This window comes from Sphaerospermopsis aphanizomenoides BCCUSP55 (genome assembly GCF_001586785.1).
In the GTDB taxonomy this organism is placed as follows: Bacteria; Cyanobacteriota; Cyanobacteriia; order Cyanobacteriales; family Nostocaceae; genus Sphaerospermopsis_A; species Sphaerospermopsis_A aphanizomenoides_A.
The window spans coordinates 52,157-66,495 of the sequence record NZ_LUFH02000011.1; the positions used below are offsets into that span (position 1 = coordinate 52,157).

The 14,339-nt window shown below is 38.9% G+C and carries 4 protein-coding genes; all 4 read left to right on the forward strand.

The features are described 5' to 3' along the window. Positions 1-1,615 precede the first annotated feature (1,615 nt). The 4 genes from A0J48_RS04555 to A0J48_RS04570 all read left to right on the forward strand — a co-directional run bounded on the left by A0J48_RS04555 (position 1,616) and on the right by A0J48_RS04570 (position 13,985). Complete coding sequence (locus tag A0J48_RS04555; RefSeq protein ID WP_200320777.1) at positions 1,616-7,039, forward strand: type I polyketide synthase; 5,424 nt, start codon at positions 1,616-1,618, stop codon at positions 7,037-7,039. Between the two features lie 356 nt (positions 7,040-7,395). Beyond that, positions 7,396-9,126, forward strand: a complete 1,731-nt coding sequence (locus tag A0J48_RS04560; RefSeq protein WP_200320752.1) for an SDR family NAD(P)-dependent oxidoreductase — start codon at positions 7,396-7,398, stop codon at positions 9,124-9,126. A 192-nt stretch (positions 9,127-9,318) separates the two neighbouring features. Continuing rightward, entirely contained in the window at positions 9,319-10,680 is a 1,362-nt protein-coding gene (locus tag A0J48_RS04565) for a beta-ketoacyl [acyl carrier protein] synthase domain-containing protein (protein WP_200320754.1), read from the forward strand. Continuing rightward, positions 10,677-13,985 (forward strand): PfaB family protein, encoded by a 3,309-nt coding sequence (locus A0J48_RS04570; RefSeq protein WP_200320755.1) that lies wholly within the window; start codon positions 10,677-10,679, stop codon positions 13,983-13,985. Before A0J48_RS04565 ends, A0J48_RS04570 begins: the two co-directional genes overlap by 4 nt. Positions 13,986-14,339: the final 354 nt, after the last annotated feature.

Here is a 14,339-nt window from a genome sequence, read left to right on the forward strand (position 1 = left end):
ACTGGCAATTATCCTCAGTTTTTTCGTGAAGGGAAATTTCATTAAGTAGTGGTAAATACCATAGTGCTAATCCACAATATCAATTTCTCGATCTTAGAAATTGCTGATGTAATTAACTGAAAAAAACCGGATAAACTTAAGTTCAATCTTGCCAAAAATATTTGATTTTGTCAAGCGATTAAATTGTACTAATGCTGACGTTCATAAAAATCAAATTTGTAATCATCAACCTAACTCAACTCCTCTACTTGCTCTGGGGTATTACATTAGAAGCTCATAAATTAACGATTAAATCTGTAATTCTCTTATCAAATCAGGCTTTGGCAACTCAAAATATATATATTTCCTCACAATTTATGCCACAAGTGTTGAAGTAATTACATCCTAGAAATTAATATTTGCTTTATAAATAACTACTTTGATGAATAAGGTGAGTTATCTTATAAATTCATCAAAAACAAAGCCTGAATTATGATGTTTCTCTGAAAAAAAGATATTTATGTTCAAAACCATCTAATGTGTATTTAATGATTTGTAACTGTTGCCACAAAATATCTACAAAGCTGAATAAATTAGGGAAAATCTACTCAGTCATACTTCCGCACTAAAACCCTTGATTCCTCAATTCTAGTCAAAGATTATACGATGATATTGATGATGTCTGTAAAAGTAAGTTCATTAACCAAATATCTTTTTTCTAAACTTACTTGCAATGAACTATTCAATTTCTCTAAGCTGTGCTAGTCTTTGTATTAATTCAATATTTAAAAGCAGCAAGGCAAACAGTCAAACCATTTGAGAGTAAAAAGGAAAAAATACGAAAAACTAGGCAGATGATGATCAAATTAGAACAGGTTAAGTATTTTTTCATATTGCATGAACTTAGGTTCAAGGTGATGTTCCTTCTGTAACGAGCTTGGCAGCTTTTATTGGTTGAATCTCATAAAATATATTATCCTGGGTGGTGAAATTGGACATGGTATCGTTCAAAATACAAAACGTTGTAATTAACACCAGTGATAATGCAAAAGGTGCAAGAAAAAAACATTTCTGATTTCATGTCTAAGCTTCAGTTTTTATTCTTTAATTGGGATGCAATTCTTGAAAGTCTGTAATCAGTTAGGTATCAAGCGTCAGCCCAGGGTAAGAGGTTTGAAAATAAACTACAAAAGTGTAAATTTTCCTATTCAACTCTTCTAATTGAGGCTGCGACTATGTTGTACTCGAAAGCGATTTGTGTAGCTTGGTGTAGTCTGATACTAATAACTGAATACTTACTACTATTCACCAATCTAGTGACGAAGAAACTCCCAAAATATCTTACCAGTTTTTGTAATTTGAGCGATCAGTTACCAAAATCTCAATGGTCGTACATCGTATAGTATTTTTTCACCATTTCAGTGTTACCAAATTTTCCGAAAACACCAAAAATGTCAATTATTTAGATACTTAAGCAAGGCAGTATTTACCGTGTGGTGTTGATGTGGAAACAGCCTTAGTCCTTATGCAGATAAGTGAACTAATGCTTTTAATCAGAGATAGTTTCACTACTTGTAAGCAACAGAAATTTCTGTAGCTATATCATCCACAGTCCTCAAGATTACTCTATGCCATGATGTCTGCTGATTCAATTAATACTGCCTTGGCAGAGTTAGAGAAGCTTGTTAACAGTTGTGAAAAAGATTTGATGAGGTTTATAGAGGAAAAAAAGATGAAATCGGATAACCAAATCTCAACTAACAAAATTAACAGACAACTGCAACAAAATCCTATTGCTATTGTCGGCATGGCTTCTTTACTACCACAAGCAAGAAACTTACGGCAATACTGGGCAAATATTGTTAATAAAACTGATTGTATCACTGATGTTCCTGAAAGCCATTGGAGCGTCAAAGATTACTACGATCCTAATCCTAGAACACCAGAAGATAAAACCTATTGTAAACGCGGTGGTTTTATTCCGGAAGTTGATTTTAACCCAATGGAATTTGGGATTCCTCCCAGCATTTTAGAAGTTACTGATGTATCGCAACTCTTAAGTTTAGTAGTTGCCAAAGAAGCAATGGAAGATGCTGGTTATGGTGAATCTCGTGAATTTAGCCGCGAGAATGTGGGGGTAATTTTAGGTGTGGCAATGGCTAAACAATTGGGTATGCCATTATCTGCCAGATTAGAATATCCTGTGTGGGAAAAAGTTCTCAAAAGTAGCGGTTTATCTGACGAAGATACTCAGAAAATCGTCGAAAAAATCAAAAGTGCATACATCAAATGGGATGAAAACGCATTCCCTGGAATGTTAGCAAACGTTGTCGCTGGACGTATTGCTAACCGCCTCAATTTTGGCGGTATGAACTGTGTAGTAGATGCGGCTTGTGCTAGTTCCTTTGGTGCTTTAAAAATGGCCATTAGTGAACTGGTGGAACATCGCAGCGATATGATGCTGACTGGTGGTGTGGATACCGATAACACCATCATGGCTTACATTTCTTTTAGTAAAACTCCCGCTGTTTCTCCTAGCGACAACGTTAAGCCTTTTGATGCTAAATCAGATGGAATGATGTTAGGTGAAGGTATCGCTATGCTCGTTCTCAAACGCTTAGAAGATGCGGTCAGAGACGGGGATAAAATCTATGCAGTTATTAAAGGAATTGGCACTTCTAGCGATGGCCGCTACAAGAGTATTTATGCACCACGAAAAGAAGGACAAGTTAAAGCTTTAGAACGTGCTTACAATGATGCTGGTTTTTCTCCGGCAACTGTAGGTTTGATGGAAGCGCACGGTACAGGAACAATGGCTGGAGATCCCACAGAATTTGGTTCTTTGCGCGATTTCTTTAGTCAATATGACAACAAAAAACAGCACATTGCTTTAGGTAGTGTAAAATCACAAATTGGACATACCAAAGCCGCCGCAGGTGCAGCTAGTTTAGTTAAAACTGCTTTGGCATTACATCATAAGATTTTACCACCAACTATCAATATTACTGAGCCAAATCCTAAGCTGGATATTGAAAATTCATCCTTTTATTTGAACACTGAAACTAGACCTTGGATACGCGCAGAAGGTGAAGCACCAAGACGCGCAGGTGTAAGTTCCTTTGGTTTTGGTGGCACTAATTATCACGTTGTTTTGGAAGAATACGAAGCCGAACAACAACAAGCTTACCGTTTACATAATGCACCCAGTGAAGTGTTATTATTTGGTTCTACTCCGGCAGAATTAATTACTAAGTTAGAAGCAACTTTCAATAATTTGCAATCTAACGAAGGAGAAAGACATTACTCCCAATTAGTCCAAGAATCCAAGTCTTTAACTATTCCCAAAACTGCTGCCAGAATTGGTTTTGTAGCTGAGAATCTACAAGAGGCTTGCAAGTTACTAAAAGTTAGTATTGATTTACTAAAAAATAAACAATCAGCAGTTTCTTGGGAACATCCACAAGGTATTTATTACCGTTCTTCTGGCATAGAATTGGCTGGTAAAGTAGTTGCTTTATTCTCTGGTCAAGGTTCTCAATACCTAGAAATGGGTAGAGAAGCAGTAATGAATTTCCCAGCTTTACGACGGTTGTATGGGTTGATGGATGGGTTGTTAATTAAAGATAATTTGCAGCCTATTTCAGAAATTGTTTTCCCCCATCCAACTTTTAATGAAGCTGAGAAAAACGCTCAAATTGCAGCTTTGCAAAGAACCGAATATGCTCAACCTGCAATTGGTGTTTTTAGTGCTGGTTTGTATTCTATTTTCCAACAAGCTGGGTTTAAATCAGATTTTGCTGCCGGACATAGTTTTGGTGAATTAACCGCATTGTGGGCTGCGGGAGTGCTGAGTGAAGAAGATTATTTGTACTTGGTTAAGTCTAGAGGTCAAGCGATGGCTGCACCAAAAGATCCTGACCATGATGCAGGTAGTATGTTAGCGGTGAAGGAAGATATCACCAAAGTAGAAGCAGTATTGCGGAATTATCCCCAAATTGCGATCGCTAACTTTAATTCTCCCACTCAAGTTGTTTTAGCTGGGCCAACTGGTGAAATTAAGAAAATTCAGCAGAAGTTCCAAGAGTTAGGATATGGGGCGGTATTGTTACCAGTTTCCGCTGCTTTCCACACACCTTTAATTGCATTTGCTCAAAAGTCCTTTGCAATTGCAACAAAATCTGTAGCTTTCCAAAATCCCAAAGTTACCATTTTCAGCAACGTCACTGGTAAACAATATCCTCAAGAACCTGCCAGCATTCAAAGAGTATTAGAAAGTCATCTTTCTAGCTCGGTTATGTTCAAGCAAGAGATAGAAAATATCTATGCTGCTGGTGGTTATTGCTTCGTAGAATTTGGACCAAAACGCATTCTGACCAACTTGGTAAAAGATATTTTGGGTGAGCGTCCACATATTACAGTTTCACTCAATCCTAGCACCCAGAAAAACAGCGATCGCACCCTCAGAGAAGCAGCAATACAACTGCGCGTCATTGGTATGGCTTTGAATAATCTCGACCCCTACCAACTACCTCCAACATTACCCCCAGCCGAAACCAAAAAAGTCTTAAACGTCAAATTAAGAGGTATTAACTACGTTTCCGAAAAAACCAAAAATGCCTTTGCTGAAGCATTAAACGATGGATTCAAAATCAAAGGAGTTCAAGGAGTTCAGGAGTTCAGTAGTTCAGGAATAGAAACTTCACTAACAGAAGTTCAAAATTCTAAGCAATTAGAAATTCAAGACCCTAAGAAATTAGAAGTTAAGAATTCTGCAACTCCTGTAACTTCTTCCACCAACGGAAATGGTAACGGTAACGGTAACGGACACAAGAAAACCCCAGTAATTACTTCTTTGCAACAGTCCCAGATGAATCCTGTTAACCCTTCAAATCAAGCCACCAAAGAGTTATTACCTACAGTACCCTATGCGCTTGCAGAGCGTCTCGGAGGGAAAATGGAAACACACCATAAAAATATCAACTTCCAACAGGTTCTAGAAAGTTTAGAAAACCTCCTGAACCAGTTTCAAAACAACCAAAGCGATAACTTAGAAATACACGGGACATACCTGAACCATCAAATGGAATATGCCAGAACATTTTTCCAACTGATGCAACAGCAAAACGCCCTGTTTATTAATAGTAAATCTTCAGAAGCTGCCCAAATCAAACAAGTAGTGATGGAAAGCTTCGAGCGCAGCATGATGCAGTTTCACAGCCAACAAGCTGAAACCCTCCGCATACATGAACAATATCTGCGGGAACAAGTAGAATACACCAAAAACTTTTTCCAACTGATTCAACAAGAATATTCTCTACTAATTGACGGTACAGAAACAATTCAACCCGTAATTCCGCCTCAATTTACCGAGACACACACCAACAGTTTGCGGGAATTGATGTCCCCAAGCCCAGAACCAACCATTACAGAAACAGTTGTTCCTCCTACTGCCAAAATAGTAGAAACTCAAGAACCTGTAATTATCCAAACTGCACCTGTAATAGAAGCAGTTACCCTGCCTAAAATTGCAGAACCTGTAATAGAAATACCCGCTCCAATTGTAGAGCCTGTAATAGAAAAACAACCGCAACCATTTGTACCTGTAGCATTAATTCCCGAACCAACAAACCCCGGAGTTAATATTCACGAATTAGGTAAAAACCTCCTAGCTATCACTAGCGAAAAAACCGGTTATCCCATCGAAATGTTAGAGTTCGACATGGACATGGAAGCCGACCTGGGTATTGATTCCATCAAACGAGTAGAAATACTGGGAGGATTGCAAGAATTATACCCTGACCTACCCAAGCCAAACCTAGAAGAACTGGCAGAAAAACGCACCATCGGTCAAATTGTTGAGTATCTGGAAAAGCAGGTGACAGGTGACAGGTTACAGGTGACAGAAGAGGTGACAGGTGACAGGTTACAGGTGACAGAGGAAGTCAAAGAAGAGTTAATAGCTACTCCCCAGTCTCTAGTCCCCAGTCCTCAGTCCCCAGCCCCCAGCAACGAATATGCAGAACTAGCGCAAACCCTGTTAAATATCACCAGTGAAAAAACAGGCTACCCAGTCGAGATGCTAGAACTAGACATGGACATGGAAGCCGACCTGGGAATTGACTCCATCAAACGGGTAGAAATACTGGGAGCGATGCAAGAAGCATACCCCGACTTACCCAAGCCAAATATAGAAGAATTAGGCGACCTGCGGACAATTGGACAAATCGTGAACTACCTCCAGAAGCTGGTGGGAGGCGAAAAAAAAAAGCTTGATGCTGACGCGATAACCGCAGATTTCATTCCCCAAGTGGTGGACTTAACCCCACCACCACCAGCAGACCCAAATCTTCCTCGTCGTCCGGTCAAACTAAAAACTTTACCCCGACCTGATTTTTGGGAATGCAAACTACCAGAGGGACACATTGGTGTAATCACTGATGATGGTTCTCTCACCACCACCAAACTGGCTCACGCACTCCTAGAACAAGGTTGGAAAGTAGTAGTTTTGAGTTTCCCCCAATCATTAGTTCCTGAACAGTCGCCATTACCAGTAGGAGTTACCCGCCTCACCTTGGCGAATATGAGTGAAGAACATCTACAACTACTACTGCAAAGCATCAGCATTCAACACGGAAAGATTGGGGCATTTATTCACCTACATCCACAATTCACAACCACAAATATTGGTTATTTAGAAACAGAAAAAGCGATTGTCAAACACATCTTTTTGATGGCGAAACATCTAAAACAATCGCTTAACACAGCCGCCAATTTAGAAGGAAGAGTTAGCTTCTGCACAGTTGCCCATCTTGACGGCACATTTGGTTTAGACCACACAGAAAACTTCGGAATTATTGGTGCAGGATTATTAGGATTAACCAAGAGCTTGAGATGGGAATGGCCAAAAGTATTCTTGAGAGCAATTGATTTAAATCCCAACTTAGATCCACACCAATCAGCAGAATATATTGTAGCAGAACTGCATGATTCTAACAGATATATCGGTGAAGTTGGTTATAGCTCCAAGGGAAGAGTAACACTCGTAGCCGAAACTGAATAACTTGTAAGGTGGGCAATGCCCACCACACAAATAAACAGTGTTTCGCGCAAAGATACAAAGGAGCAAAGACGCAAAATATATTATCTTCTTCTTTTCGTCTCTTCTTCTCTTCTTCCTTCGTGTCCTTCGCTTTCTTCGTGGTTCATTAAATCTTCTCTTTGCGCCTTTGCGTCTTTGCGTGAGATTTTAACAAATAATCTTCTGTTAGGTGAAAAGTTTTTTTAAAACGAACCACAGAAGCACAGAGTACACAGAGAGAGGAAACAATTTTTTTAACTATGCAGACCAATGAAATGTTTTGAATTTAGGCATTTTTAATTTTTAATTTTTAATTTTTAACTCATCACCGAGGAATTATGACTGCAACACTTCAAGTTAATCCATCATCTGTCTTCGTTGTCAGTGGTGGAGCAAAGGGAATCACTGCACAATGCACAATTAAATTAGCACAAAATCAACCTTGTAAATTCATTCTTTTAGGTCGTTCGGAAATCACAGAAGAACCAGAATATGCTCGTGATTGTTTAGAAGATGCTGCTTTGAAAAAACGCATCATGGAAAATTTGATTTCTCAAGGTGAGAAACCAACACCCATGATGGTACAAAAGATATTTAATGAAATTAATTCTAGCCGAGAAATTAAAAAGACTTTGGCTGCAATTGAAGCCACTGGAGCAAAGGCAGAATATATCAGCGTTGATGTGACTGATACAGTAGCATTACAAGAAAAACTCAACACTGTAGCTCAAAAGTTTGGACAAATTACAGGTATTATTCACGGTGCTGGTAACTTAGCAGATAAGTTAATTGAAAAGAAAACTTCTGAGGATTTTGAAAAGGTTTACACAGCCAAAGTTCAAGGATTACAAAATTTACTGAATTGTGTTAATCCTCAGCAATTACAACATTTAGTTTTGTTTTCTTCGGTGACTGGTTTTTATGGGAATATAGGACAAAGTGATTATGCCATAGCTAATGAAATTCTCAACAAATCAGCCCACCAATTTAAAAAACATTACCCTCAAACTCATGTAGTCGCAATTAACTGGGGTGGTTGGGATAGTGGGATGGTGACACCACAACTAAAAAAAGCATTTGCTGAAAGAGGAATTGATATTATTCCTGTAGAAATTGGCACACAAATGTTAGTTAATGAACTACATCCCGCCTTTCAAAATCAATCCCAGGTGGTAATTGGTAGTCCCATGAATCTACCACCCACACCCTTAGAAACCGAACTAAAAAATCATCGCATCCGCAGACGGATGACATTAGCAGAAAATCCCTTTTTGTATGATCATACAATTGCCGAGGTGCAAGTATTACCAGCTACCTGTGCCATGTCTTGGATGATTCATGCTTGTGAAGAAATTTATCCAGGTTATCGCTACTTAAACTGTAGAGAATTTAAGGTATTAAAAGGAATATCCTTTAATTCCAGCCTTGCCGATGAATATATTCTAGAAATTCAAGAATTATCCAAAGCTGATGGTGAATTTATTGAATTTCAAACTAAGATATTGAGTAAAAATGCCCAAGGTAAAACCCATTTTCACTTCTCTGCTATCATCAGAGTAGTGGGAAAAATGCCAGAAGCACCCATCTATGAATCTCTGAATCTCACAGAAGATAACATTATTACCACCACAGGTAAAGGATTTTATCAAAATGGTGATTCAACCTTATTTCATGGGCCAGCATTTCAGGAAATTACCAGAGTGCTAAATGTTAACCCTAATAAAATTACAGTCGAGTGTTGTTGGCAAGAAATATCTGAACAAGCACAAGGACAATTCCCTGTTAAATGGCATAATCCTTATACCACAGATATCAGTACCCAATCACTTTGGCTGTGGTTAAACCACTTTCATCAAGAAGTATGTTTACCAGGACAACTAACATATTCAGAACAATTTTTAGCTGTACCTTGTAACTCACCTTTTTATGTATCTTGTGAAATCGAAAATAAAACAGATACTGGTGCAACTGCTAATTTTATTCTGCACAGTCGAGAAGGAAGAATATACTCCCGCATTTTAGGAGCGAAAGCAGTAATTTGGCCGATGAAAATGTTAAACAAGAAGTAGGTGACAGGTGACAGGTAACAGGTGACAGGTGACAGTAATTAGATTATTTACTGTTACCAATAACAAATAACTACAAAACCACGTTTGGGGGAATCGCGTAAATCCTAAAAAACTATTGGGGAATTAAAAATTAATTCTTAATTCTTAATTCTTAATTCTTAATTCCCTCATACCCCAACGAGGATTTCAACAGTGGAAAAAATAGCCATTATCGGATTATCATGCCTCTTTCCCGATGCAAACAATCCTGAACAATTTTGGCAGAATCTCAGCGAAGAAAAAGACTCAACCTCTGACATTAGCGTTGCCGATTTAGGTTTAGATCCTAGCATATTCTACGATTCAACCAAAGGCAAACCGGAAAAATTCTACTTTTTAAAAGGTGGATTTATCCGTAACTTTGACTTTAACCCCAGCGAGTACAATTTACCTGGGGAATTTGTCCAAAGTTTAGACAATACATTTAAATGGTCACTGTATGCAGCTAAACAAGCAATTATTAACAGTGGCTATTGGGGAAATCAATCTGCACTCTCTCAATGCGGCGTAATTTTAGGAACTCTTGCTTTACCAACGAAAGCATCTAATCAATTATTTGCACCGATTTATCAGCAAACAATTGCACCTGCAATTAGTGAACTTTTGCAGGAAAAAGATTTCCGTTTAGGTGGTGCATTAACCGCAGCCAAAGCATCTCCTTATAATGCGATGGTTTCCGGTTTACCTGCTGCCATAATTTCCCGTGCATTTAGTCTTTCTGGAACTCATTGCTGTATAGATGCTGCCTGTTCATCATCATTTTATGCCATTAAATTAGCATCCCATTATCTGCAATCAGGTAAAGCCGATTTGATGTTGGCTGGTGCTATTAGTTGCTCAGATCCGTTGTTTTTAAGAATGTTATTTTCAGGTATTCAAGGATATCCAGAGAATGGCATTAGTCGTCCTCTTGATAAATCATCACGCGGGTTAATTACCTCCGAAGGCATAGGAATGGTAATGCTCAAAAGATATAGTGATGCTGTCAGAGATGGAGACAAAATTTTAGCAACAATCTGCGGTAGTGGTTTATCTAATGATGGGAAAGGTAAACATCTCCTCAGTCCCAATGCTCAAGGGCAAATTACCGCCTATCAAAGAGCTTATGATGAGGCCAAACTTGACCCCAAAACAATTGATTATTTAGAGTGTCACGCTACCGGCACTCTCTTAGGAGATACCACCGAATCTAACTCTATTGAAGGCTTTTTTGGTGAAAAACAAGCAACGCCTTTAGTGGGTTCAACTAAAAATAACGTCGGTCATTTACTAGTTGCTGCTGGCATGGTGGGGATAACAAAGACCATTTTAGGTATGTCTCATAATGTTATCCCAGCCACTATTAATGTCAGTGAACCTATAGGTTCTGAAAATCATGTTGTTTCGCCACAAAACATTGTCAGAACCGCCACACCTTGGCCGAGTAAAGGAACTAAGCAAGTAGCTTTGAGCGCATTTGGATTTGGTGGAACAAACTCTCATTTAGTTTTGGAAGAAGGGGAAGTCAGCAAATGAATATTCAAGCAAGAATGAACGCAAAAATTGCAATTGTGGGCATGGATGCCTTTTTTGGTGAATGTGATGGATTAGATGCTTTTGAAAGCAGTATTTATGATGGAAAACAGCATTTTATTCCTTTGCCTGAAAAAAGATGGCATGGAATTAATGAACAGGAAAAGTTACTGCAAGAGTACGGTTTAGAAGCAGGAACAGCACCAGCAGGTGCGTATATTAGAGATTTTGAAATTGACACTTTAGCTTACAAAATTCCTCCGAACGAAGTTGAAAAACTCAATCCGCAGCAAACATTATTATTAAAAGTGTGCGATCGCGCCCTCAAAGATGGGAAAATTCAACCTAACGGTAATGTCGCCGTAATTATTGCTGCGGACACAGAATTGTCTGTACACCAACTACAACAACGTTGGAATTCATCTTGGCAACTAAAAGACGGCTTAAATGCCGCAGAAATTTCCTTACCACCAGAAAAAATTAGCCAGCTAGAAACCATAGTTAAAGATAGTATTCATCACCAAGTTGATACTGGTGAATATCTCAGTTATGTCGCCAACATCATGGCCAGTCGCGTTTCTTCTTTGTGGAATTTCTCTGGGCCTTCCTTCACTATTAGCGCCGTAGAAACTGCCACTTTTAAAGCTTTAGAATTAGCCCAAATGCTATTAGCAACCAACGAAGTTGAAGCAGTAGTTGTCGGTGCTGTTGACTTAGCAGGAGGAGTAGAAAATGTCTTACTTCGCAGCCAATTTGGCCAAATAAATACAGGAATAAATACTTTAAGTTTCGACCAAAAAGCTGATGGTTGGACTGTGGGAGAAGGTGCAGGTGCAGTTGTCCTCCAGCGACATGATACAGCATTGGCAAACAATCAACGCATATATGCAGTAATTGATGGTCTGAGCATCGGTCAATCTCCTTCAATGGCTATAGATGCGGCTACCATTCACCAAGTCTGCAAACAAACATTTCAACAAGCAGGAATTCAGCCCCAAGAAGTCAACTATTTAGAAGTCTGCGGTAGTGGCATACCCACAGAAGACACAGCCGAAATTAACGGTATCCTCCAAGCTTATCCCCCCGTTGGTGATGGTTTACACTGTGCCATTGGTAGCGTCAAAGCCAATATCGGCCATACTTTCGTCGCTTCTGGTATTGCCAGTTTAATCAAAACCGCCCTGAGTCTTTACTATAAATATATACCTGCCACCCCCAACTGGTCTGGTGTAAAAACACCGCAAGTATGGGAAGGAAGCCCTTTTTATGTCGCTACCGAGTCCAGACCTTGGTTTTTGCAAAAAGAGGTCAAATGCAGAATTTCTGCCATTAATAGTATTGGTTGTGACGGTTCATTTGCTCACGTTATTTTATCAGAAGAAACCCAACAAGAAGAACGTAGTAGCAGATATTTAGAATCAAGACCTTATCATCTTTTCCCCATCACTGGAGATGATGAAACCAGCTTATTATCGGCATTAAATAACCTAGAGAAAACAATTGAAACTGCTGAATGTTTGAAAATAACCGCCAGTCAAACTTTCATAAAATTTCAACAAAATCCTGATGCCAACTACACATTATCTATCACCGGACGCAACCAAAAAGAACTCCTCAAAGAAATAAATTCTGCCAAAAAAGGTGTTACCAATGCCTTTATCAACGGCAAAGATTGGGTGACACCAATAGGAAGTTATTTTACACCCAAACCATTAGGAAAAAATGGCGAAATCGCCTTTGTTTATCCTGCTGCCGTTAATACTTACGTAGGAATTGGGCGGACATTATTCCGATTATTTCCTAAAGCCTTCGATGATATAATTATGAAAAGTCTTTACAAACGAGCAGCGGATGTAGAGAAACTAGTATTTCCTCGAAGCCTGAGTAAATTAACTACCAGGCAATTAGAAACACTAGAAAAGAAATTGTTAGATGATTCTCTGGCCATGTTTGAAGCAGAAATGCTCTTTACCAGATTCATCACTACAATTATTAGCGACGACTTCCAAATTAAACCCAAATATATCTTTGGTTACAGCTTGGGTGAAACCAGTATGATGGTTGCCCAAGGAGTGTGGAGCAACTTCTATCAAGGCAGTAACACCTTTAACTCCTCCGCATTATTTGGTGATAGATTATCAGGACAAAAAAATGCCGTCAGAGAGTATTGGGGACTACCAAAAAATCCTGCAAATTATGATAATAATTTGTGGAGTAACTACGTTTTAATCACCACACCTGCCCAAGTAAGAGAAGTTTTAAAAGGTGAAAATCACGTCTACCTCACCCAGATTAATACACCTGAAGAAGTATTAATTGCCGGTGAACCAGCAGCTTGTGAGCGAGTGATTCAAAAACTGGGTTGTAATGCTTTTCCTGCACCATTTGATCATGTAATTCATGCTCCAGCGATGCAGTCAGAATACCCAGAACTATTCCGACTCAACAACTTGCCAGCACAAAAAATTCCCGGAGTTATCTGTTATTCTGCGGCTGAATATCAACCAATTACTCTAGAAAGCGAAGTAATTGCCCATAATATCGCCAAAGGATTATGTCAAGAACTTGACTTTCCCCGCTTAGTAAATCGCGTTTACAAAGACGGAGCAAAAGTATTTATTGAAGCAGGTGCAGGTGGTATTTGTTCACGGTGGATAGATAAAATTCTTGGCAACCAAGAACATATTACCGTATCTTTAAATCGTCGTGGCATAGATGATCATACATCAATTGTCAAAGCACTAGCAAAACTGCTCAGTCATCGAGTTAAATTAAACCTTTCTCCCCTGTATAACCTCTCCTTAGCAACAACCAAACAACATAAAGCCGCCCTGAGAAAAATTACCCTCGGTGGAAATTCTATAACCGCAACTATTTTAAGTACAGAAAACCGCCAACTTTTCCAAAAAGATACCTCTCCAAATCCTGAAATAATTTCTGATTACCAAGAGTATAAAATCATCAACTCCCTAAAACCATCATGCAAAATTGAGCCAAGTGAAATTTACGCACAACCAGAAAAAACGGCCATGAAAACTATCATGGATAACCGTTTAAAACTGCCAGAAGAATTAAACTCTTCAGAATTAACCTGCGCTCAAAAATCCACACCAAAAAAACCAACGCATAAAATTCACATGAACGATTTAAAAATAGCTCAGTATCAAAAACTGACTAGCAACAACTCAAAATTAACAAAAGCACACACCAGCTTCCTAGAAGCCAGAAAAGACTTCAGCCAACAAATGAGCCAAATAATTCAACTCCAACTAGCTTGCGCTCAAAACTTACTAAGTCAAGACAAATAACCCCTGTAGGTTGGGTTAAGCGACAGCGCAACCCAACAAATTACAGCAACCTTAATAATTACTTTCTCCCTGCTAAAAGATTACTGATGTTTTTCTCTCTGTGTCCTCTGCGGTTCGTTATTGAAAAATTAGGTAATTTAATAGTGAGATAGAAGTAATCTCAAGACTTATGCAAGAACTTTCAAAAACACTCTTTCCTTCCTTTCCTTCGTGTCTACCCTGCGGGAACTGCTGAGTGCTACGCACCGCTACGCGAACGCAGAACGTGGTTCATTTACCTAAAATTACTGTCATCAAAATATTGGGTTTCCTTACGTCAACCCAACCTACAAAAGTCGCTTATAAACCGAGGAA